This window comes from uncultured Caulobacter sp., assembly GCF_937900395.1.
In the GTDB taxonomy this organism is placed as follows: Bacteria; Pseudomonadota; Alphaproteobacteria; order Caulobacterales; family Caulobacteraceae; genus Caulobacter.
This window is the reverse complement of the sequence record NZ_CALCDX010000002.1, coordinates 1-22,427: the sequence shown is the minus strand read 5'-3', so window position 1 is coordinate 22,427 and position 22,427 is coordinate 1. Positions and strand designations below refer to the sequence as shown.

The following is a 22,427-nucleotide window of genomic DNA, read 5'->3' as shown; positions in this document are numbered from 1 at the left end:
CCTTCATCGGCCCGTCGGGCTGCGGCAAGTCGACCTTCCTGCGCTGCATCAACCGCATGAACGACACGATCCCCTCGGCCCGCGTCGAAGGGGCGATCCTGATCGACGGCGCCGACGTCAACGCCAAGAGCGTCGACCCGGTGGTCCTGCGCTCGCGCGTCGGCATGGTGTTCCAGAAGCCGAACCCCTTTCCGAAGACGATCTTCGAGAACGTCGCCTACGGCCCGCGCATCCATGGCCTGGCTACGCGCAAGGACGAGCTGGAAGCCATCGTCGAGAGCAGCCTGAAGAAGGCCGGCCTCTGGAACGAGGTCGCCGACCGTCTGCACCAGCCGGGCACGGGCCTGTCGGGCGGCCAGCAGCAGCGCCTGGTGATCGCCCGCGCGATCGCCGTGTCGCCGGAAGTCATCCTGATGGACGAGCCCTGCTCGGCCCTCGACCCGATCGCCACGGCCAAGATCGAGGAGCTGATCGACGAGCTGCGGACCCAGTTCTGCATCGTCATCGTCACCCACTCGATGGCCCAGGCCGCCCGCGTCTCGCAGCGCACGGCCTTCTTCCACCTCGGCAAGCTGGTCGAGAGCGGCCCGACCGAGGAGATGTTCACCAATCCTCGCGACAGCCGCACCCAGGACTACATCACCGGCCGCTTCGGCTGATCCGGCGGGGAGGGACACCGACATGACCGAACATACCGTCAAATCCTACGGCGAAGAGCTGGCCCACCTGACCGCGGAAGTCACCCGCATGGGCGGCATCGCCGAGAGCCAGGTCGCCGACTGCATCGCCGCCATCGCGCGCCGCGACGGCCCGCTGGCCCAGGCCGTGGTCCAGGGCGACGAGCGCCTGGACGCCCTGCAAGGCGAGATCGAGCGCAAGGCCTTCCGCCTGATCGCCCTGCGCCAGCCGATGGCCGTGGACCTGCGCCACGCCGTCGCCGCCCTGAAGATCTCGATGAGCCTGGAACGCTGCGGCGACATGGCCAAGAACATCGGCAAGCGCGCTCTGATCCTGAACGACGCCGATCCGATGACCGCCCTGACCCGCTCGATCGAGCGCATGGGCAAGCTGGTGCTGGGCCGGCTGAAGGACGTGCTGGACGCCTACACCACCTCGGACCTTCAGCGCGCCATCGGCGTGTGGAGCCGCGACGAGGAGGTCGACGAGCATTACAACTCGATCTTCCGCGAGCTGCTCACCTACATGATGGGCGACCCGCGCACGATCAACGCCTGCGCCCACCTGCTGTTCGTCGCCAAGAACCTCGAGCGCATCGGGGACCACGCGACCAACATCGCCGAGATCATCCACTTCGAGCTGACCGGCGAGGAACTGACGTCCCAGCGCCCCAAGCTCGACGTCGTGGCGCAGTAAGGCTGGAGGCGATCTGAAGTGACACCCTATGTTCTGGTGGTCGAAGACGAAGACGCCCTGGCCACCCTGCTCCACTACAACCTCGACAAGGAAGGCTACCGCGTCGCGGTCGCCGGCGACGGCGAGGAAGCCCTGACCCTGGCCAGCGAACGCGCGCCGGACCTCGTCATCCTCGACTGGATGCTGCCCAAGGTGTCGGGCATCGAGGTCTGCCGCCGCCTGCGCGGCCGCGCCGAGACCCGCAATGTGCCGATCATCATGCTGACGGCGCGCGGCGAGGAGAGCGATCGCATCCGCGGCCTCGACACCGGCGCCGACGACTATGTGGTCAAACCGTTCTCGATGGTCGAGCTGACCGCCCGCGTGCGGGCCGTGATGCGCCGCATCCGTCCGGGCCTGGCCGACGACCGCATCACGGTCGGCGACATCGCGATCGACCGCGTCGCCCACCGCGTGAAGCGGAACGGCAAGGAGATCCACCTGGGCCCGACCGAGTTCCGCCTGCTCGACTATCTGATGCAGCACCCGGGCCGGGTGTTCAGCCGCGAGCAACTGCTGGACGCCGTCTGGGGCTCCGACGTCTATGTCGAGGCCCGCACGGTGGACGTCCACATCGGCCGCCTGCGCAAGGCGCTGAACGGCTCGTCCGATGGCGATCCGATCCGCACCGTCCGCTCGGCCGGCTACTCGCTGGACCTGGACGCGGCCTAAAGCCCTAGCCGCTCCAGCAGTTCCCGGCGATAGGTGCGGCTGGTCACGACCTCCGCGCCGCTTTCCATGGTCAAGCGCCAGGAGCCGTCCGGCAACGGCGCGAAGGCGCTCACGCGGCCCAGGTTGACCAGAGTCGACCGGTGGCAGCGGGCGAAGAGCTTGGGATCGATCCGCGCCTCAAGCGCCTGCAGCGTGCTGCGCAGCAGGCCTTCGCGGTCCGACCAGTGGACCGCGACCTGGCGGCGATCGGCGGCGGCGAACCATTCGATCTCGGCGATCTCAACCGGCACACGGCGCGCGCCGCTGGCCACGATCAGCCGCGATTCCGGCGCGGCCGGCTCGGCGGTCGCCCGGGCCAGCGCCTGACGGGCGTCTTCCAGAGCGATCTCCAAGGCGCGGGCCCGGTCCTGTTCGTCGACGGCCAGCCTTTGGCGCGCGGCGGTGAGGCCGACGGCGACGATGAGCGCGTAGAGCGCAATGCTCAGCGGCAGGCGGCCCAGGGTGCGGACCGGAAGGATCGGCCCTGACACGAAGGCGGCGTCGACCAGCGCGCCGATCAGGGCCTCCAGCGGCACGATCAGCGCGCCGGCCATGTAGAGCGCCAGCAAGCCGATCGCACCCGATCCGAACCGTCGCATCAGCAGCCAGACGGTGATCCCCGCCAGCAGCCAGGCGGCGTTTGCCGTTCCCTGCCAGACTAGAGAGCCGACGACGCCGACATCCGCATCCCGGGCCGCCGCCAGGCGCCGGGCGAACCAGGATCCGCCCACCGTCAGCGCGAGCCAGCCGTAGACAGCCAGGAAGAACATCTGGGCGCGGAGTTGACGACGGCTCAGTCGAGCGCCTGTCGGCGCCTGGGCCGCGGACGCCGGATCGGGCTCCGGAACGAGCGCGCGGCCAGGGCTTGAGGCGATGAGGTTGGCCAGGGCGGGCTCCATGCGATCGCCGGAAGGCGGGACCTTACTTGAGAACGCTTGGGCCATGACGCCATGGGCTGGGAGCAAATTTTGGGCGCGTCATGACAGCCGAGACACCAACGGAAACATGCGGCGCTCGGCCTGGACGGCTTGACCCGGCGGCGGGCGCGCGTCACACCCCGCGCTCATGGAAAAGCTGACCATCCTCCTCGTCGGGTCCGGCGGGCGCGAGCACGCCCTGGCCTGGAAGATCGCCCAGTCGCCGCTGTGCGGCCGCCTCGTCGCCGCGCCCGGCAATCCCGGCATCGGCAAGGTCGCCGAGCTCAGGAACATCAAGGCCACCGACGCCGACGGACTGGTGGCCCTCGCCCGGGAGATCGGCGCGGACCTGGTGGTGGTCGGCCCCGAGTCGGCGCTGGAGGTCGGTCTCGCCGACAAGCTCGCGGCGGTCGGCATTCCCTGTTTCGGCGGCAGCCAGCGGGCGGCCCAGCTGGAGACCTCCAAGGCCTTCACCAAGGACTTCTGCCAGCGCCATGGCCTGCCGACGGCGGCCTATGGCGTGTTCGAGGACGCCGCCTCGGCCGGCGCCTTCCTCGACACCCTGACCGCGCCGTTCGTGATCAAGGCCGACGGCCTGGCGGCGGGCAAGGGCGTGGTCATCGCCGCGATTCGCGCCGAGGCCGACGCGGCCGTGCTGGACATGCTGGGCGGCCGCTTCGGCTCGGCCGGCGCGCGCGTCGTGATCGAGGAGTTCATGCACGGCGAGGAGGCCTCGCTGTTCGCCGTGTGCGACGGCAAGACCGCGGTGCTGTTCGGCGCCGCCCAGGACCACAAGCGCGCCTATGATGGCGACGAGGGCCCCAACACCGGCGGCATGGGCACCTATTCGCCGCCGCCGGTGCTGACCCAGGCCCTGATCGACCAGGCCTGGCGCGAGCTGATCATCCCGACGGTCGAGGGCATGGCCGCCGAGGGCAATCCGTACGTCGGCGTGCTCTATGCCGGCCTGATGCTCACGCCGACGGGCCCCAAGCTCGTCGAATACAACGCCCGCTTCGGCGACCCTGAATGCCAGACCCTGATGCTGCGCCTGGAAAGCGACATCGTCCCGATCCTGCTGGCGGCCGCTAAAGGCGAGCTGGCCTCGGCCGAGCCGCCGAAGTGGCGCGACGAGGCGGCGATCTGCGTGGTGCTGGCGGCGGAGGGCTATCCCGACGCCCCCAAGACCGGCGGCCGCATCCAGGGCGCCGACGCCGACTTTGGCGGCGAGGTCGTGGTCTTCCACGCCGGCACGACGCGTGAGTTCGAAGGCCGGTTGGTCGCCTCGGGCGGTCGGGTGCTGAACGTCTGCGCCCTGGGCGCGACGCTCAGCGAGGCGCGGGATCTCGCCTACGCGGCGCTGGGGAGCATCAGCCTGGAAGGCGGCTTCTACCGTCGCGACATCGGCTGGCGGGCGCTCTCCAAGTAGTGCTCCCGCTCCGCGAGGGTTGCGCGGCGCGCGCCACCCTCTAAACTCCCTTTCAAACAAGTGTTGGGGAGAAGCGCGCCATGGCCCAAGCCGCCGAACAGTCCGCCCAGGACCTGAACTCGGGCACCAAGCCGGTCGACCCGCGCCACGCGATCGAAGAGGTCAAGCTGGCCGCCTGGCTGGAAGCGAACGTCGAGGGCTACGCCGGCCCGCTGGAGGTGCGCCAGTTCAAGGGCGGCCAGTCCAACCCGACCTACCAGCTGGTCACGCCGGCTCGGAAGTACGTCCTGCGCCGTAAGCCCCCGGGCAAGCTGCTGCCCAGCGCCCACGCGGTCGACCGCGAGTACAAGGTGATCTCCAGCCTGAACAAGGCGAACTTCCCGGTCGCCAAGGCGTACGCCCTGTGCATGGACGAGGACGTCATCGGGACGATCTTCTACGTGATGGAGAACGTCGAGGGCCGCATCCTGTGGGACGGCACCCTGCCGGACTACCAGCCGGCCGAGCGGCGGGCGATCTACGAGGCGCAGATCGACACCCTGGCGGCCCTGCACAATGTCGACTACGCGGCCGTGGGCCTGGCCGACTACGGCAAGCCGGGCAACTATTTCGCCCGCCAGATCGATCGCTGGACCAAGCAATACAAGGCGTCTGAGACCACCCCGATCCCGGAGATGGACCGGCTGATCGACTGGCTGGCCAAGACCGTGCCGGCCGACGACCAGACCTCGATCGTCCACGGCGACTACCGCCTCGACAACATGATCCTGCACCCGACCGAGCCCCGCGTGATCGCGGTGCTGGATTGGGAGCTGTCGACCCTGGGCAATCCGCTGGCCGACTTCAGCTACTTCCTGATGAACTGGGTGATGCCGTCCGACCAGCGCGGGGGTCTCGCCGAGATCAAGGATCTGGAGGCCTATGGCATCCCGACGATCCCGCAGGCGGTGGACCGCTACTGCAAGGCCACCGGCCGCGACGGGCTGCCCGAGCTGGACTGGTATTTCAGCTATAACCTCTTCAGACTGGCCGGCATCTGCCAGGGCATCGTCGGTCGCGTCCGTGACGGCACCGCCGCCAGCGCCCATGCGCAGCTGATGGAGGCGCGCGTGCCGGTCCTGGCCAAGGGGGCCTGGGACTTCGCGCGCAAGGCGGGGGCTTGAGGGGCTAATGCGGAAACTGCTGTCGGGCGCGTGCGCCCTGGTTCTGGCCGGGGCGCTGAGCGGTGTCGCCTGCGCCGAGACCGTCTTCGTCCAGGCCGGCCGCCTGCTGGCGGACCCCGCCACGGGCAAGGTCGAGACCGCCAAGACCCTGGTGCTGGAGAACGGCAAGGTCGTCCGCATCGTCGACGGTTATGTCGCCGAGAAGGGCGGCAAGGTCGTCGACCTGAGGGACAGCTTCGTCCTGCCCGGCCTGATCGACAGCCATGTCCACCTGACCCACGAGCAGAACCCGAACTCGCGCCTGCAGAACGTGACCCGCTCGTCGGCGGACGACGCTCTGGTCGGCGCCGGCTTCGCCCGCAAGACCCTGATGGCCGGCTTCACCACGGTCGCGGACCTGGGCGGCGAGAACCAAGCGGTCTTCGCCCTGCGCGACGGGATCAAGCGGGGCGACGTGCCCGGTCCTCGGATCATCGCCGCGGGCTCGGCCGTCTCGATCCATGGCGGCCATGGCGACGTCAACGGCTACTCGGACGACATCATGCACGTGATGCGGCCGCCCTCGATCTGCTCGGGCGCGGACGACTGCCGCCGCGCCACCCGCGAGCAGGTCTGGCACGGCGCCGACATCATCAAGATCACCGCCACCGGCGGCGTGCTTTCGAACACCGCCGCGGGCCTGGCCCAGCAGTTCTCGGACGACGAGCTGAAGGCCATCGTCGACGCCGCTCACAAGATGGGCCGCAAGGTCACCGCCCACGCCCACGGCGTCGACGGCGTCAACAGCTTCCTGCGGGCTGGCGGCGACTCGATCGAGCACGGCACCTATCTCGACGCCGAGAGCATCGCCCTGTTCAAGAAGAACGGCGCGTATCTGATCCCCACCCTGATGGCCGGCGACTTCGTCTATCGCGTCGCCTCGGGCCCGAACAACTTTCTGACGCCGGCCCAGACCGCCAAGGCGTTGGACGCGGGTCCGAAGATGTTGGCCATGGCCCGCCGCGCCCACGAGGGCGGGGTCAAGATCGCCTTCGGCACCGACACCGGCGTCTCGGCCCACGGCGACAACGCCGGCGAGTTCGCCCTGCTGGTCAAGGCGGGCCTGACGCCGCTGGAGGCCATCCAGACCGCCACGGTCAACGCCGCCGACCACTTCTCGCTGTCCAGCGAGATCGGCAGCCTGGCGCCCGGCAAGGCGGCCGACCTGATCGCCGTGAAGGGCGACCCGCTGAAGGACGTCACCGAGCTGCGGCGCGTGACCTCGGTGATTAAGGGCGGGGTGGTCTATAAGTAAGGGGACGGGGCAAAGATGCTCCCCCGCGATGCGGGGGAGCTGTCGCGGAGCGACTGAGGGGGCTAGCGCCATCTAGGCCGAGCGAGCCCCCTCCGACCCTCTGGGCCACCTCCCCCCCGCATCGCGGGGGAGGAACTCGCTCCTACAGCCCCACCCCCGCCAACAACTCCGCCAGCGCCGCCGGGTCATCGAAGCGCGCCCGGACGGGCCAGGGCGTGACCTTGTCACGCCACGCGGGCGGCAGGCGCATCCAGTCCTTTTCCGTCGTCACCAGCCCGGCGTCATAGACCCTGGCGCGGTCGGCCAGCATCTGCAGCGTCGCCTCGTCATATTCGCCGTGGTCGGGGAAGGGCGCGAAGTCGACCAGCTGGCAGCCGGCGGCGGTCAGGGCCTTTTCCACCTTCCAGGGCTTGCCGACGCCCGCGAACCCGACCTGCGGCCCCTTCGGCACCGGAGCGGCGGCCTCCAGGCGGGCGACCAGCACGGGCATGTCGCCGAACTCCACGAGCAGATCGAAGTCGGGCTGCTCGACATCGACCGGCAGCAGCACGATCACCGCGTCGGCACGGGACAGCCCGACCTTCAGCGGCTCGCGCATCGGCCCGGCGGGGAAGACGCGGCCGTCGCCGAACGGCCATTCGCCGTCACGCGTCTCGCCGTCCACCACCACCAGGGACAGGGCCTTGCGGATGGTCGGGTTCTGGTGGCCGTCGTCCATCACGATCGCCTGGGCGCCCCAGCGCGCCGCCGCCTTGGCGCCCGCGACCCGATCGGCCGAGACCCACATCGGGAAGTCCTGAGCCAGCATCAGCGGCTCGTCGCCGACGTCCTTGGCCGTGTGGCGCGTGGCGTCGACCCGCACCGGGCCCTTCAGCCGGCCGCCATAGCCGCGTGACAGACCGTGGGCGTTGACGCCGCGCTGGGTCAGGGTCAGCAGCAGCTCTCGAACGATCGGGGTCTTGCCAGCCCCGCCCATGGTGACATTGCCGACGCAGATCACCGGCGCGCCGACGATGGACGGCGTCGTGCGGGCGATGCGCCGGCGGGTGACGTCGGCCCAGATCCACGAGAGCGGAGTCAGCAGGGCGCGGGTCAGCGGGGCGGGGCCGCCGCTCTTCACGTACCACCAGCGAGGCGTGCCGAGTTTCATTGAACCAGCTCAAGAATGCGGGACAGGCCCGCGCGCGCCTCGGCGTCGCGGGCGTCGACGTAGGCGCGGGCGCGCTCGGCGCGGGCCTTGGCGCCTTCTGGCGCGGCGAGATCGGAGACCAGGGCGTCTCGCAGCTCTTCCGGCGAGGTCATCACGACGCCCCCGGCGGCTTCCAGCCCCGCGAAGGCCGAGGTCCAGTTCTCCACGAACGGGCCGCTGATCGCCGGGCAGTCCAGCCTCGCGGCCTCCAGCGGATTATGGCCGCCGATGCCCTCGACCAGGCTGCCGGCGATGACGGCGGTCCGCGCCAGGCGGAACCACAGGCCCATCTCGCCCAGGGTGTCGGCGACGACAACGTCGGCGCTTTCGCCCGGCGCCTGGCTGCGCAGGACGGCGGAGAGACCGCGCACTCGCGCCAGGGCCAGGATCGTCGGGCCGCGCTCGACATGGCGCGGCGCCAGCACGACCGGTGGTCGGTCGGAAAGAGCGGCGATGGCGTCCAGCACGATCTCGTCCTCGCCTGGATGGGTGCTGGCGATCAGCAACGGCGGACGGAGGAAGCGCGCGCGCTCGACCGCCAGGGCCGGCTCGTCGACTGGCAGCGGCGCGGACCCGAACTTCAGGTCGGCCTCGCCCGAGACCCGGGCGCCCAGGGCCTCGAACCGCTCATGGGCGCGGGCGTCCTGGACGAGGATCAGGTCGAAACCCGACAACAGCTGGCGGGCGGCGTCGGGACGTTGGCTCCAACGCGCGAAGCTGCGGTCCGACAGCTTCGCGGAGACGAGGGCCAGGCGCGTCCCGGCGGCCTTGGCCTCCAGCAGGAGGTTCGGCCACAGCTCGCTCTCGACGAAGACGGCGAGGTCGGGCCTCCAGTGGGCGATGAAGCGACGAGCGGCGCCGGGGGCGTCGATGGGAACGTACTGGTGGATCGCGCCGGCCGGCAGGCGCCTGGCCAGCAGGGCGGCCGAGGCGGTGGTGCCGGAGGTGACCAGGACCGTCACGCCGGGACGCTCGGCGCGCAGGCGCTCGACGAGAGGCAGGATCGACAGGCTCTCGCCGACACTGGCGCCGTGCAGCCAGACCAGCGGGCCAGCGGGCCGCGCGCGCTCGCTGCGCCCCAGTCGTTCGGACAGTCGCGCCGGATCTTCCTTGCCCCGTCGGGCGCGGCGGGCCAGCACCGCGGGCGCGATCGGTTCGAGCAGGCCCGTGGCGGCCCGGTAGAGGCCCAGGGACAGGGTCACACCACGCCCCTAGACAACATCGGCTGGCGCCAGGCGGCAGGCGTGCGCCCCGTGGCTGGTCTCGACCTGGATGGTCGCGTGGCCGATGTTGAACTTGCTGGCGAGCTCCGCGCAGGCGTCGTGCAGGAACTGGTCGTGGCCCTCGTCCAGCGGCCGGACGACGTGGGCGGTCAGGGCGTTCTCGGTCGTGCTCATCGCCCAGATGTGGAGGTCGTGCACCTCCAGCACGCCCGGACGGGCGGCAAGCCAGTCGCGGACCTTGGCGGGATCGATGCCGCGCGGAGCGGCGTCCAGCGCCAGGTCCAGCGAGTCGCGCAGCAGGCCCCAGGTGCCCAGCACGATCACGGCGACGATCGCCAGGCTGACCACCGGGTCCAGCCACAGCCAGTTCGTCAGGCTCATGGCGAAGGCGGCGACCACCACGCCCGCCGACACCGCCGCGTCGGCGGCCATGTGCAGGAAAGCGCCCCGAACGTTCAGGTCCTCTTTGGAGCCCCGCATGAACATCAGGGCCGTGGCCGTGTTGATGGCGATGCCGACGGCGGCGACGATCATCACCGGGCCGGTCTCGATCGGTTGGGGATCGGCGAAGCGGCGGACGGCTTCCCAGGCGATCGCGCCGACGGCGACCAGCAGCAAGGCGGCGTTGGCCAGCGAGGCCAGGATCGTGCCCTTGCGCAGGCCATAGGTGCGGCGAAGGCTGGGTGCGCGCTTGGCCAGCACAGCCGCGCCCCAGGCCAGCAACAGGCCTAGCACGTCTGACAGATTGTGGCCGGCGTCGGCCAGCAGCGCCAGCGATCCGGTGATCAGGCCCGCCGCGGCCTCGACCACAACGAAGCCCAGGTTCAGGGTCGTGCCGACCGCGAAGGCCCGACCGAAGTCCTTTGGCGCGTGGCTGTGCCCATGGTGACCGTGGCCATGGTGATGGCCGTGACCGTGCGCGTGATCATGATCGTGGTGATCATGATCGTGGTCGTGCGCGTGTCCGGGGTGATCGTGAGCCATGGCCCTACATCCCACCAAGCATCAGCCGGATCAATCTTCGACCAAGGCTTCGGCCCGGCGGGTGACCGCCGAGAGCCGCGCGGCCCAAGCCTCGGCCAGCTGGTCGGGGTCGTCGCCGCGTCCCGCGCCGGTGGGGCCGTCCCAGACCATGGCGGCCTTGGCGAAGGGTAGGGGGATCATGGTCTGGTCCCACGAGCCCAGCCGCAGGCAGGGCTTGGCGGCGAGGCCGACGAAGATCACCGGCGCGCCGGTGACGCGGGCCAGGGACGGGGTGCCCTTCTCCATGTGCTCGGCCGGACCGCGCGGGCCGTCGGGGGTGATGGCGACGCCGCCGCCGTCCTTCACCCACTTGACCATGTCGCGGAAGGCCTGCTCGCCGTGCTTGTTCTTGGCGAGGTCCGTCTTCTTGGCCGACGAGCCGCGGATCGCCGGGAAGCCCAGCTTCTCGACCGTACGGGCGATGAACTCGCCGTCGTTCGAGCGCGAGATCAGGGCGCGCATGTCCTGGCGGCGCGCGAGGTCCTGCGGCCAGCTCAGCGGCGACATCGGGATGCGCGAGTGCCAGAAGCACAGGATCGCGCCTACGCCGGTCTCGCGGCCCTGGGCCCATACCGCTTCGGCCTGCTCGCGACCTTCCTCGGTCATGCGCAGGGTCTTGAAGACCAGCTTGGAATAGCCGGCGAAGATCGAGGACAGCAGCCAGATCACGAACGGCGAACGCAGAGGTCTCAAGCGTCACCTTCCAGGCGCGATGCGTCGGGGGTGTGATCCAGGTCCTGCGCCCTGGCCAGGCGCGCATAGAGGCCGCCGGCCTGCACGAGGTCGGCGTGCGATCCGGTCTCCACGACGCGACCCTTGTCGATCACGTAGATGCGGTCGGCGTTCTTAACGGTCGACAGGCGGTGGGCGATCAGGATGGTCGTGCGGCCGGCCATCAGCCGTTCCAGCGCCGCCTGCACCTGGGCCTCGCTCTCGGTGTCCAGCGCGCTGGTGGCTTCGTCGAGCAGCAGGATCGGGGCGTTCTTCAGGAAGGCGCGGGCGATGGCGATGCGCTGGCGCTGGCCTCCGGACAGGCGGGTGCCGGCCTCGCCGACGGGGGTGTCGTAGCCCTCGGGCAGGGCCAGGATGAAGTCGTGGGCGGCGGCCTGGCGGGCGGCGGCCTCGATCTCCAGCTGGCTGGCGCCGGGGCGGGCGTAGGCGATGTTGGCGCGGATGGTGTCGTCGAACAGGAACGGCTCCTGGGTGACCAGGGCGATCCGGTCGCGCAGGCTCGCCAGGGTCACGGTCCGCACGTCGCAGCCGTCGATCGTCACCGCTCCCCCGTTCACGTCGTAGAAGCGCGGGATCAGGTTCAGGATCGAGCTCTTGCCGCCGCCCGAGGGGCCAACCAGCGCGACGGTCTCGCCCTGGCGCGCCTCGATCGAGACGTCGGACAGGGCGGGGATGTCCGCGCCGTACGAGAAGGTGACGTGGCTGAGCGCGATGGCGCTGTCGCCGGCCGGCAACGGCTTGGCGTCGGCCGGATCGACGATGCTTGGCTCGACGTCGAGGGCGGCGAACAGGCGACGGGCGCCGGTGAAGCCCTCGCTGAACACCGTCTGCAGGTTGGCGACCTGGCGCAGCGACTGCAGGGCCATCGCCAACGCCGCCAGGAAGGCCGAGAAGTCCCCGGCGCTCATCTGGCCCATGGTGGCGCGCCAGCCGGCATAGGCCAGCACGCCCGCGGTGATCAGGGCGCCGAAGGTCTCCGTGGCCGGCGCGGCCATGGCCTTGGCGTTCGAGCCTTTCACGAGGTGTCGCTGGCGGCGCTCGATCACGGCGGCGACGCGGCCTTCCTCATAGGCCTCGCGGTTCTCCATCTTGACGATCTTGACCCCGTCCAGGCTCTCCATGATCGCGGTGGAGAGGTTGGAGGTCTCGCCCATGGCCCCCTTGGCGGCCTTGGTCGTCTTCTTCGAGAAGCGGCGGATGAACAGGCTGGAGACGGGACCGATGATCAGCACGCCGCAGGCCAGCGGCCAGTCTAGCTGGAACATGACCACGAGGGCGCCGACGACGGTCAGGAACTCGCGCGTGTAGTTGACCACGCCGCTGGTGGCCGCCTCGCGGATCAGGGTGGCGTCATAGAGCATCGACGAGACGTAGGAGCCCGAATGGGCGCCGCGCAGGCGCGCCAGGTCCGAGCGCATCAGCCGGCCGAACAGCCGCAGCTGCATGTCGCCGACGACGCCGTTGCCGATCCGGTTGATCGAGGTGGTCTGCAGGACCTGGAAGACGCCGCGGCTGACCGCGATGACGGCGATCAGCAGCGGGATGCGCCACAGCGCGCCCGGCTGGGGATGCGAGATCAGATGATCGACCGCCGGCTTCAGCACATAGGCGAGCGCCGCGCTCAATCCCGCGACCGCGACCGCGCAGAGCAAGGCCGCGGCCAGGCTGTTGCGGCGGGGCTGCAAGTACTCGCGCCAGATCCGCGCGGCGAGGGCGCGGTTCGAAAGCTGCGGAGAGTCCTGGGCGGTCATGCGGGAGGGGTCGGATGTCGCGCGGGGGCTGTCAATGACTTCGCGGACGCACTGCCCGCGAAAAGCGACGCCATCGGGGCCAGTTTTGCCTTTCCGGACGCTCTATCCTACTTAGATCGCGAAATTCGCAAGGATCGTTCCCGCTTGGCTAAGTTCGACCTCACCACGCCCTGGGGCCGGTTCAAGACCTATCTCCACTACCTGTGGAACGACCACGCCTACCTGCGCCTCGGCTTTTCCAACGCCCACTGGATCAGCCCCGAGATGGTCCGCGCCAACCAGCCCTGGCCGTTCCAGCTGGCCTGGTGGAAGAAGCAGGGGATCAAGACGATCGTGAACCTGCGCGGCGGCTTCGACGGCAGCTTCTACGCGCTGGAGAAGGACGCCTGCCAGCGCCTGGGCCTGAACTTCGTCGACTTCACGATCACCTCGCGCGAGGTCCCGATCCGCGAGCGGGTGCGGGGCGCGAAGGAGCTGTTCGAGACGATCGAATATCCGGCCCTGATGCACTGCAAGTCCGGCGCGGACCGGGCTGGGATCATGAGCGTCTTTTACGCCCACTACCGCCTGGGCCAGCCGATCCGCGAGGCGATGAAGCAGCTGGGCCCGCGCTACCTGCACATCAAGCACGGCAACACCGGCGTGCTGGACTATGTGTTCGAGCAGTACCTGGAAGTCGGCGAGCCCAAGGGGCTGAGCTTCAGCGAATGGGTCGAGAGCGAGGACTACGACCCGGTCGCGATGAAGAAGACCTTCCGCGCCGGCATGCTGGGGAAGGTGCTGACGGATAGGATTTTGAGAAGAGAGTGAGCCTTCTCCCCTTGTGGGAGAAGGCGGCCGCGAAGCGGCCGGATGAGGGGTTGAACACCCTACCCGAACAAGCTTGCGCGACCCCTCATCCGTCATCCTGCGGATGACACCTTCTCCCGCAAGGGGAGAAGGGAGGCATTTAGCCCTCGCTCGGATCCAGCAGCTTGTGGGCGTGGATGATGAAGTAACGGGCGTGGGCGTTGTCGACGGTGGCTTGGGCCTTGGCCTTCCAGGCCTTGTGGGCCTCGTCGTAGTTCGGATAGGCGCCGACGAACTCGACCTTCGACAGGTCGCGGAATTCAGTGCCGGCGACGTCCTTCAGTTCACCGCCGATGACGATATGAAGAAGCTGCTTATCGGGCATTTGGAGCAAGTTCCTGCGAGGAATTGGTTTTATGGCAGCTCGATATGCCCGACGCGGTTAAGGATCAATGGCGCTAGCGCCTGATTGGCGCAAACCAGGCTCGGAACCTGCGGAACGGGACGATTATAGGCGAAGTCCCGCCCTTTATGGTCGCTAAGCGTGGCGCCCGCGCGACGGACGATCAGGTCGGCGGCCGCCAGGTCCCACTCGCTCTTGGGCGACAGGGCCACGGCGGCGTCGAAGGCGCCGGACGCGACCAAGCACATGCGATAGGCGATCGAGTTGCGGCTTTCGATGCGCATCTCCGGCCACGGCTCGCGCCAGGCGGGGTGGGCGAACATCTTGGCGTCGCCCAGCATGGCCGCGCCGAACAGCTGGTCGGTGGCGCTGGGCGCGATCGGCGCGCCGTTGAGGGTGGCCGGGCCCTGCAGCGTGGCCGCGTAGGTCTCGGACAGCGCCGGCGCGTGAACCACCCCGGCGATGGGCCGGCCGTCCTCGACCACGGCGATCGAGACCGCGAACCAGGGCTTGTTCTTCATGAAGGCGACCGTGCCGTCGATCGGGTCGACGACGAACTGGCGTCGGGTGGCTAGGCGCGCCTGATCGTCGGCGGTCTCCTCCGAGAGCCAGCCATAGTCCGGCCGCGCTGACTTCAGTTCCAGCTTCAGCAGGGTGTCGACGGCCAGGTCGGCGTCGGTGACCGGCGAGCCGCCCGCCTTGGACCAGATCTTCAAGCCGCTTTCCCGCGCCGAGAGCGCCAGCGCTCCGGCCTTCAGGGCGGCCTCGAGGATCAGGTCCAGGTCGCTCATTTGCCCGCGATCGCCAGGGCGTCGACCAGCAGCGACGGACTGTTGCTGGCGCCGCGCAGCTCCAGGTCCGAGCCCGGGACGAGGCGGGCGTAGATGTCGATCAGGTTGCCGGCCACGGTGATCTCGGTCACCGGCCCGGTGCTCTCGCCGTTCTCGAACCAGTAGCCCGAGCAGCCGACCGACCAGTCGCCGGTGTTGCCGTTCAGCGAGGGGCCGAACATCGAGGTGACGACGAGGCCCGTCCCCGCGTCCTTCATCAGGCCGTTGAGGTCCTTCTCGCCTGGCTGGAGCGTCAGGTTGTGGGTCGACACGCCGGAGGGGCCGGCGAGGCCGCGCGAGGCGTGGCCGGTGGTGACGAGGCCCAGCTGCTTGGCCGAGCTGGTGTTCAGCAGCCAGGTGGTCAGCACGCCGTCGTCGATCAGGGCGCGGGCCTGCGTCGCCACGCCTTCGTCGTCGAACGGCGCCGAGCCTAGGCCGCGCACCCGGTGCGGGTCCTCCAGCAGGTGGACGCCGCGCGCGAAGATCTGTTCGCCCAGCTTGTCCTTCAGGAACGAGGTGCCCCGCGCGATGGACGGGCCCGAGATCGCGCCCAGCAGCGGGCCGATCAGGCTCATCGCCAGGCGGTTCTCGAAGATCACCGGGGCGGTGGTCGAGGCGATCTTGCGCGGGTTGAGGCGCGCCACGGCCTGGCGGCCGGCCTCCATGCCGATGTCGCCAGCGGCGGGCAGGTCGCCGAAATGACGGGTCGAGCGACCTTCGCCGCCACGCTCCATGCCCGCGCCTTCGCCGGCGATGGCCGAGGCCGAGATCGAGTGGCCGGTGGCCGCGTGGCTGGCGTGGAAGCCCTCGCTGGTGACCATCGCCCAGCGCGACGACGACCAGGCGGCCGAGCCGCCGTCGGAATTGGTCACGCCCTTGACCGCGCGCGCATGCTCCTCGGCCGTGCGGGCCTGGGTCTCGAGCGTCTCGGCCGACGGCTCGTAGGGATCGATCAGGTCGAGTTCGGGATAGGGCGCGCGGGCCAGGCGGTCCTGCGGCGCCAGGCTGGCGTAGGGATCCTCGGGCGCCAGGCGGGCCATGGCGACGGCGCGCTCGACCAGCTTGCCGCGCGCCTCGGCCGAGATGTCGGAGCCGGAGACCGTGGCGCTGCGCTGGCCGATGAAGACGCGCAGGCCCAGGTCCCGGGCCTCCTCGCGCTCGACTTCTTCCAGGTCGCCCAGGCGGACGCTGACGGAGAGCGACTGGCGCTCGGCGAAGACAGCCTCGGCCGCGTCGGCCCCGGCCTTGCGCGCGGCCGCGACCACGTCATGCAGCAGGTTTTCGTCCATGGGGTCTTATGGACGACGCGCAGGGGCCGGGGCAAGCGGCGAGGGGGCTAGGCGATCGCCGAAATCAGCAGCGCCACGCCGGCGAAGATGTAGGCCAGCCAGGTGGCGATCATGCCGGCCGCGCGGGGGATCGAGACGCCGCCGCTGTTGGAGAGGCCGATGGCGTGGGTCACGCGGCCGGCGAACAGCAGGAAGCCGATGACGTGGATGGTCAGGCTCGAAGCGCCGGCGACGGCCAGGACGGCCAGCGCCGCGATGCCGGTGGGCACATATTCGGTCGCGTTGCCGAAGGCGCGGATGGCGCGCGCCAGTTCCGGAATGGCTTCGTCGCCCAGGGCCACCTTGTGCTTCTGCCGCAAGCGCACCACCAGCACCGACAGGATCAGCAGGAGGAAGAGGTGCAGGCCGGCCCAGAGGGCGGCCGCGTGGCCGGAAACGATCGTATCCATGACTCAAAGAACCCTATGACGCCGCCCGCCCCCGAGCGGCCGGCCATATGAGACCTTCCGCCGGGGATCGGCAACCCGGTGCTAGTTCGCGAGCTCGCGGGCGATCGGATAGAGCAGGTGGTGGTCGTCGTAGAACGGCGTGCGCTTGTAGAACCAGGCGAGACGCGCGTCGGGATCGGCGGCGAACTTCGGTTCGGCCGCCAGCTTGGCCTCGAACTCGGCCTTCAGCTTGGGATCGGCCGCCAGCATCCTCTCGGCCAGCGGCGCGATGGCGTAGGGCTCGATATATTCGACGCGGCTCAGCACCTCGGGGACCATGCCCCAGGCGAAGACGCTCTCGTTCGACTGCGGCTCGAGCAAGAGGACGACCAGGTCGCCCAGCGGCTGGTCGGTCGGCACGCGGACCGAGCCCTTCGGGAAGACCCAGTCGCGGGTCTCGGTCGTGACCTTGTCGACGCTGATTTGCACTTGGCCTTCATTGGCGCGCGTGGCGATCTTGGGATCGAGCAGGCGGATCATCTCGACCTTGACCGTCTTGTCGGCGGGCAGGGTCTCCAGCGTCACGCCGTGCAGCTTCAGGCGCTCGATGATGTCGGCGCGATAGCTGGGGACGTAGTAGGCGACCGGGCGCTTCAGGGTCAGCGAGGGTTTGGAGCCGTAGAACGGCACGTTCCAGATCTCGGGGTCGGCCTCGCCCAGCCAGCGCACTTCCTTCCGGCCCGAGGCGGGGCTGTCGTAGTACTCGTATTTGATGCCCTTGAAGGCGCGCGTGTAGGCGGGCTTGTCGTCGGACACGAAGTTGGCCGGGATCTCGGCCGGGCGCAGGGCGCTGTCGGCGGCGATGGCGGTCCGCAGGTCGCCGCCCTTGTCGGCCAGCAGCTTCATCGCCGTCTCGATGAACACATAGGTCCCGAGCACCCGCTGGGCGTGGGGCTTGAGGCTATGGTTCTCGATCAGGATGGTCGGGACGTGGGCGGCCGCGCCCCAGCCGTTCGAGAACCGCTCGCCCAGACCGCCGTCCGAGAAGCCGGCCTTGGGATTGTGCTCGTCGACGCCGAACACCAGCTCGCCAGGGATGTGGCCCTCGGCCTCCAGGCTCTTGTTCATGACGGGCTTCAGCACCCCGTCCAGCCACTGGGCGATGGCCGGCGAGCGGTTCCAGACGCCGTTCTCGCCGTTGAAGCCGTAGGTGACGTCGTACTGGTAGTCCATGCCGTCGGTCACGTGGACGTCGACATAGAGATCGGCCTTGTACTTGGCCTGCAGGCGCTTCAGCGCCTGCATCTCCGGCTGGTCCAGCTTCATGAAGTCGCGGTTCAGATTCTGGTTGGTCGCGGTGTTGCGCCAGCCCTGGATGCGCGGCCCGCGCTGGTTCGGACGGGAGTAGGGTCCCGAACGCTCGTGGCCGTCGACCGACAGGATCGGGATCAGGACCAGGTTGACCTTGTCCAGCAGCCCGTCCTTGCCGTGGAAGGCCATGTCCCGCAGCAGCATCATGCCGGCGTCCTTGCCGTCGATCTCGCCGGGATGGATGCCCGCCTGGACCAGCAGCAGCGGCTTCTTGGGATCCAGCTTGTCGCCGTCCTTGCTGGCGATCACCGCGAAGATCGCCCGGCCCTGCGGCGAGACGCCGAAGTCCTCGACACGGATCAACTTAGACGCCTTGTCGAGCTTGTCGAACCAGGCGCGGGTGTCGGCGTAGGTCGGCGAGAAATTATGCTCGGCGTCGGCCTCGAAGGCCGTCACCCATGGATCGGCCTTGTCGCGGATCAGGGCCTGGCTGGCGCCCTGCCAATGCGGGGCGGGCGGCAGGAAGGGCTGATCCCAGGGCGCCTTGTTGGCGGATGTTTGCGACATGGCGGGGGCTCCGAAGGCAAGCAGTGCGGAGGCGATCAGGAACGAGTGGCGCATGGCCGACCTCGTCGCGCCTCTGAGGTTGTAAGGCAAGGGCTCAGCCGCCGATCAGAGACCAGCCGCCACGGCTGACCATTAAGGCGGCCGAACGGACGACATGCCAGCTCTGATAGAGCACGAGGACCGCCAGGAGGACGGTGACGAGCCAGCGGGATCGCGCCAGCGCCGCGACGGTGGTGAGGATCAGGAACAAGGGTGTGCCGATCCAGAACGCGAGGCCCAGCTTCAGACGGGCGAATTCGCCGTTCAGGTTGATCAGGAACACGAAGAACAGCGCGACGATGAGGTTGGCCGTCATCACGCTCAATAGCACCAGCTTGCGATTGGACCAGAAGTGGTCGTCGAGGCTGTCGCCTTCCTTGAGCTCGCGCGGAAAGACCTGGGTGGCGGCCACGTAGAAGATGCTGGCGACCACGAGACCCAGGATCAGAAGAGCGTAGCTATAAGGCGCCGGGCGGAAGATCACCCAGGCCTGGTTCCAGAAACTGGCGATGTCGATGGCCACGAACAGCGCCAGCAACGGCGTCAGCAATCCAAACCGCACCGCGCGCCGCTCATGCAGCGTCCGGGCGAAGCCGCCGACCAATTCGGCGACCGAGAAGCCCAGCAGCAGACCATAGAAACTGAAGAAGAACTCGAATGCGTCCACGGAAGCCCCCGCTTGGCCGACTCAGATCACTTCCAGATCGGCGTCCCGTCGCCGGATAAGCCCAGCCGCGACCACTTCTCGCTGACCGCGTCGACCACGGCTTGGTCCATGCGGATCTCCTCGCCCCACTCGCGCTTGGTCTCGGGCGGCCACTTGTCGGTGGCGTCGAGGCCGATCTTGGAGCCAAGGCCGCTCTCGGGGCTGGCGAAGTCGAGGTAGTCGATCGGGGTGTGCTCGATCACCGTGATGTCCCGCGCCGGGTCCATCTTGGTGCTGATCGCCCACATCACGTCCTTCCAGTCGCGGGCGTTGATGTCGTGGTCCACGACGATCACCCACTTGGTGTACATGAACTGCCGCAGATAGCTCCAGACGCCCAGCATCACGCGCTTGGCGTGGCCGGGATAGGCCTTCTTCATCGACACCACGGCGATGCGGTAGCTGCAGCCCTCGGGCGGCAGCCAGAAGTCGACGATCTCGGGGAACTGCTGGCGGATCAGCGGGATGAACACCTCGTTCAGCGCCTCGCCCAGCACGCTGGGCTCGTCCGGCGGACGGCCCGTGAAGGTCGTCAGATAGATCGGGTCCTTGCGCATGGTGATCGCCGTCACCTGGAAGACCGGGAACTTCTCGACGCTGTTGTAGTAGCCGGTGTGGTCGCCGTAGGGGCCTTCGTCGGCGAACTCATCGAGCAAGACGTGGCCCTCGATGACGATCTCGGCGTGGGCCGGGACCATCAGCGGCACGGTCTTGGCCGGGACGAGGTCGACCTTGGCCCCGCGCAGTAGGCCGGCGAACTGGTATTCCGACAGGGTGTCGGGCACCGGCGTCACGGCGGCCAGGATCGTGCCCGGATCCGCGCCCAGGACGGCGCAGGCGGGCAGGGGCTCCTTGTTGCCCGCCTTCTTGTGGCGGGCGTAGTGCTGGGCCCCGCCGCGGTGGGCCAGCCAGCGCATGATGCACTTATCCTTGCCCAGCACCTGCATGCGGTAGATGCCGAGGTTGAAGTCGTCCTCGCGGTCCTTGCCGGGACCCTTGGTCACCACCAGCGGCCAGGTGATCAGCGGCGCCGGTTCGCCCGGCCAGCAGGTCTGGACCGGGAGCTTTGTCAGGTCGATCTGGTCGCCGGTCAGGACGACCTCCTGCACGGGGGCCTTCTTCACCGCGCCCGGCCGCATGCTCATGACCGTCTTGGCGAGCGGCAGCATGTCGAGGGCGTCCTTGATCCCCTTGGGCGGCTGCGGCTGGCGCAGGAAGGCCAGGAGCTCGCCGACCTCGCGCAGTTCGCCCGCCGTCTCACGCGGTTCGCCGCCGAGCGTGACGCCCATCGCCACGCGCTTGACCGTGCCGAACAGGTTGGCGAGCGCCGGCATGTCCGAGCGCGAGCCGTCGGGCAGCAGGACGTGCTCGAACAGCACCGCCGGACCGCCGGTCGCCAGCAGGCGCGTCTGGATCTCGGTCATCTCCAGCACGCTGGAGACCGGCTCCTTGACCCGGACCAGCTCGCCCTTGGCCTCCAGTACGTCGATGAATTCGCGGAGGGATCGGTAGGCCATGGGGACTCCTGAGAACGGGCGGAACCTAGACCGGGTGTGCGGAGAACTGAATCGGTTTTTGCCCCTTCAAACCCGACTTCCCCGGCGAATGCCGGGGCCCAGATTCATCCGGAGCGTTTTGGGCTGATGCGCTCGACCGCCCGGCCCGATCATCCGAGGACGAGGGTTCGATCTGGGCCCCGGCATTCGCCGGGGAGGTCGGATAGGGTTAGGCCGAAACCGCGAGGTCGTCGGCGTGGATCATCGGACCCTCGGTGAAACCGAGCTCGGCCTCGATGGCGTCCGAGCGCAGGCCCGCGATGCGCTGGGCGTCGGCGCTGTCGTAGCGGACGATGCCGCGCGCGACCTCGCGGCCGGTCTCGTCGCGGACGCGAACGGCGTCGCCCTTGTCGAACGGGCCCTCGATGGCGCGGACGCCCGCTGACAGCAGGCTCTTTCCGGCCTCCAGCGCCTTGGCGGCGCCGGCGTCGACCGTGACCCAGCCTTGCGGCGCCAGGGAGCCGGCGATCCAGGCCTTGTAGGCGGCGGCGGGCGAGGCGCCGGCCTCGATCAGCGTCGCCTTCTCGCCGTCGGCGATGGCGGCCAGCGGGCGCGGGCGCGAGCCCAGGGTGATCAGGGTGGCGCAGCCGGCGGCGCGCGCGATGCGGGCGGCGGCGATCTTGGTCGCCATGCCGCCGGTGCCGACCCCGGCGGCGGCGTTGGCCCCCTCGGCCATGCCGGCGATCTCGGCGGTGATCTCCGAGACCAGCGGGATGTGCTGGGCCTTGGGATTCTTGCGCGGGTCGGCGGTGTAGAGACCATCGATGTCCGACAGCAGCACGAGCAGGTCCGCGCCGGCCATCTGGGCCACGCGCGCGGCCAGGCGGTCGTTGTCGCCGTAGCGGATTTCCTCGGTGACGACGGTGTCGTTCTCGTTGACCACGGGCACGACGCCCAGGCCCATCAGGGTCTCGGTCGTGGCCCGGGCGTTCAGCCAGCGGCGGCGGGTCTCGGTGTCGTCGCGAGTCAGCAGGATCTGGGCGACGCCCAGGCCGTGGGGCTCGAAGGCCTCCTCCCAGGCCCGCATCAGCAGCGACTGGCCGGCGGCGGCCGCGGCCTGCTTCTCGGGCAAGGTCGCCTTGCGGCCGGTCAGGCCCAGGCGACGGCGGCCATACGGGCCGATGCGCCGGATGCCTGCGTGCCCGTGCTGGAGCAGGCGCGGGCCGCTGTCGCCGGCGACACGATCGGCCTCGTGCACGACGGCCACGCGGTCGACCTGCCGGCCGCGCCGTTTTCCGATGGCGCAGCAGCATCTTTTAGCGACTCACTGGGCGTAACCGGCAAGGGGACGGCAAGCGCTTCGTCTCGCGCCTCGGCAATCAATACGTCGCGCCGGCGTGGTTCGTCGAAGGCCTGCCCGACTTCCCGCTCGACGGCGAGCTGTTCGCGGGGCGGCTGCCGCTCGCCGGGGCCGGCCAGGACACCGTGAGCTGCGCAGAGAACCACGAGGAGTGGCTGGAGGCGGCGGACGGAACGCTACGTCTGCTCGACACCTTGCGCACCCCCTATTTCGACCTCGACGGCGTGCAGCTCGGCGAGATCCGCGTCAGCCGGGACTTCACCGAACGGCGCCGGGTGCGCGAGCAGATCGCCGAGCGCGAACGCCGCCTGATGCTCGCACTCGAAGGTGCCGAGCTCGGTTTTTGGGACTGGGACGTGCCGAG

At 69.4% G+C, this 22,427-nt stretch carries 21 protein-coding genes and 1 pseudogene; 8 read left to right on the top strand and 14 right to left on the bottom strand.

The window, feature by feature from the left end:
- From pstB to phoB, 3 genes are all read left to right on the top strand, one after another.
- On the top strand, positions 1 to 659 hold a 659-nt coding region (pstB, locus tag Q0379_RS00240; RefSeq protein WP_299002839.1), incomplete at its 5' end, for a phosphate ABC transporter ATP-binding protein PstB.
- A 22-nt stretch (positions 660 to 681) separates the two neighbouring features.
- Positions 682 to 1,374 carry a phosphate signaling complex protein PhoU gene (gene phoU / locus Q0379_RS00235; protein ID WP_299002836.1) on the top strand — a complete coding sequence of 231 codons (693 nt, stop codon included), beginning with the start codon at positions 682 to 684 and terminating at the stop codon, positions 1,372 to 1,374.
- Between the two features lie 18 nt (positions 1,375 to 1,392).
- Entirely contained in the window at positions 1,393 to 2,085 is a 693-nt protein-coding gene (phoB, locus tag Q0379_RS00230; protein ID WP_299002834.1) for a phosphate regulon transcriptional regulator PhoB, read from the top strand.
- Here phoB and Q0379_RS00225 read toward each other — a convergent pair.
- Positions 2,082 to 3,023, bottom strand: coding sequence for a LytTR family DNA-binding domain-containing protein (locus Q0379_RS00225; RefSeq protein ID WP_299002831.1), 942 nt, complete (start codon positions 3,021 to 3,023; stop codon positions 2,082 to 2,084). The genes phoB and Q0379_RS00225 overlap by 4 nt on opposite strands.
- A 166-nt stretch (positions 3,024 to 3,189) precedes the next feature.
- Here Q0379_RS00225 and purD point away from each other — a divergent pair, with 166 nt between their 5' ends.
- The 3 genes from purD to Q0379_RS00210 all read left to right on the top strand — a co-directional run bounded on the left by purD (position 3,190) and on the right by Q0379_RS00210 (position 6,927).
- Positions 3,190 to 4,470 carry a phosphoribosylamine--glycine ligase gene (purD, locus tag Q0379_RS00220; protein WP_299002829.1) on the top strand — a complete coding sequence of 427 codons (1,281 nt, stop codon included), beginning with the start codon at positions 3,190 to 3,192 and terminating at the stop codon, positions 4,468 to 4,470.
- Positions 4,471 to 4,550: 80 nt separating this feature from the next.
- A complete protein-coding gene (locus Q0379_RS00215; RefSeq protein ID WP_299002827.1) occupies positions 4,551 to 5,633 on the top strand; it encodes a phosphotransferase family protein in 1,083 nt (360 codons plus the stop codon).
- A 7-nt stretch (positions 5,634 to 5,640) separates the two neighbouring features.
- Positions 5,641 to 6,927, top strand: a complete 1,287-nt coding sequence (locus tag Q0379_RS00210; RefSeq protein WP_299002825.1) for an amidohydrolase family protein — start codon at positions 5,641 to 5,643, stop codon at positions 6,925 to 6,927.
- A gap of 142 nt (positions 6,928 to 7,069) precedes the next feature.
- On the opposite strand, the gene lpxK is transcribed toward Q0379_RS00210, so the two are convergent.
- From lpxK to Q0379_RS00185, 5 genes are read right to left on the bottom strand one after another with little or no spacing between them, the layout of a single operon-like run.
- Complete coding sequence (gene lpxK, locus Q0379_RS00205) at positions 7,070 to 8,077, bottom strand: tetraacyldisaccharide 4'-kinase (protein ID WP_299002823.1); 1,008 nt, start codon at positions 8,075 to 8,077, stop codon at positions 7,070 to 7,072.
- A complete protein-coding gene (locus tag Q0379_RS00200; RefSeq protein WP_299002820.1) occupies positions 8,074 to 9,318 on the bottom strand; it encodes a 3-deoxy-D-manno-octulosonic acid transferase in 1,245 nt (414 codons plus the stop codon). Before Q0379_RS00200 ends, lpxK begins: the two co-directional genes overlap by 4 nt.
- Positions 9,319 to 9,327: 9 nt before the next feature.
- Positions 9,328 to 10,323: a cation diffusion facilitator family transporter gene (locus Q0379_RS00195; RefSeq protein WP_299002818.1), complete on the bottom strand. Its 996-nt coding sequence runs from the start codon at positions 10,321 to 10,323 to the stop codon at positions 9,328 to 9,330.
- A 30-nt stretch (positions 10,324 to 10,353) separates the two neighbouring features.
- A complete protein-coding gene (locus tag Q0379_RS00190) occupies positions 10,354 to 11,055 on the bottom strand; it encodes a lysophospholipid acyltransferase family protein (protein ID WP_299002815.1) in 702 nt (233 codons plus the stop codon).
- Positions 11,052 to 12,845, bottom strand: a complete 1,794-nt coding sequence (locus Q0379_RS00185) for an ABC transporter ATP-binding protein (protein WP_299002812.1) — start codon at positions 12,843 to 12,845, stop codon at positions 11,052 to 11,054. Before Q0379_RS00185 ends, Q0379_RS00190 begins: the two co-directional genes overlap by 4 nt.
- Positions 12,846 to 12,989: 144 nt before the next feature.
- On the opposite strand from Q0379_RS00185, the gene Q0379_RS00180 reads away from it, so the two are divergent.
- Positions 12,990 to 13,655: a tyrosine-protein phosphatase gene (locus Q0379_RS00180; RefSeq protein ID WP_299002809.1), complete on the top strand. Its 666-nt coding sequence runs from the start codon at positions 12,990 to 12,992 to the stop codon at positions 13,653 to 13,655.
- A gap of 139 nt (positions 13,656 to 13,794) precedes the next feature.
- Here the strand turns inward: Q0379_RS00180 and Q0379_RS00175 are convergent, their stop codons facing one another.
- The 8 genes and pseudogenes from Q0379_RS00175 to proB all read right to left on the bottom strand — a co-directional run.
- Positions 13,795 to 14,028 (bottom strand): DUF4170 domain-containing protein, encoded by a 234-nt coding sequence (locus tag Q0379_RS00175; protein WP_299002807.1) that lies wholly within the window; start codon positions 14,026 to 14,028, stop codon positions 13,795 to 13,797.
- 20 nt (positions 14,029 to 14,048) lie between these two features.
- Positions 14,049 to 14,828, bottom strand: a complete 780-nt coding sequence (locus Q0379_RS00170) for a 3'(2'),5'-bisphosphate nucleotidase CysQ (RefSeq protein WP_299002804.1) — start codon at positions 14,826 to 14,828, stop codon at positions 14,049 to 14,051.
- The gene (locus Q0379_RS00165; protein WP_299002801.1) at positions 14,825 to 16,156 is read right to left on the bottom strand and encodes a TldD/PmbA family protein; all 1,332 of its coding nucleotides are present in this window, start codon (positions 16,154 to 16,156) and stop codon (positions 14,825 to 14,827) included. Before Q0379_RS00165 ends, Q0379_RS00170 begins: the two co-directional genes overlap by 4 nt.
- A 47-nt stretch (positions 16,157 to 16,203) precedes the next feature.
- Complete coding sequence (locus Q0379_RS00160; protein WP_299002799.1) at positions 16,204 to 16,605, bottom strand: MAPEG family protein; 402 nt, start codon at positions 16,603 to 16,605, stop codon at positions 16,204 to 16,206.
- 81 nt (positions 16,606 to 16,686) lie between these two features.
- Positions 16,687 to 18,516 carry a M14 family metallopeptidase gene (locus Q0379_RS00155; protein WP_299002797.1) on the bottom strand — a complete coding sequence of 610 codons (1,830 nt, stop codon included), beginning with the start codon at positions 18,514 to 18,516 and terminating at the stop codon, positions 16,687 to 16,689.
- A gap of 40 nt (positions 18,517 to 18,556) precedes the next feature.
- Positions 18,557 to 19,168 (bottom strand): hypothetical protein, encoded by a 612-nt coding sequence (locus Q0379_RS00150; protein ID WP_299002795.1) that lies wholly within the window; start codon positions 19,166 to 19,168, stop codon positions 18,557 to 18,559.
- A gap of 26 nt (positions 19,169 to 19,194) precedes the next feature.
- On the bottom strand, positions 19,195 to 20,724 hold the full coding sequence (locus Q0379_RS00145; protein WP_299002794.1) for a UbiD family decarboxylase: 1,530 nt from the start codon (positions 20,722 to 20,724) through the stop codon (positions 19,195 to 19,197).
- Between the two features lie 208 nt (positions 20,725 to 20,932).
- Positions 20,933 to 21,874, bottom strand: a pseudogene (gene proB / locus Q0379_RS00140) (glutamate 5-kinase); the annotation flags it as partial.
- A 314-nt stretch (positions 21,875 to 22,188) separates the two neighbouring features.
- On the opposite strand from proB, the gene Q0379_RS00135 reads away from it, so the two are divergent.
- A partial coding sequence (locus Q0379_RS00135) for a hypothetical protein (RefSeq protein ID WP_299002792.1) occupies positions 22,189 to 22,427 on the top strand: 239 nt, incomplete at its 3' end.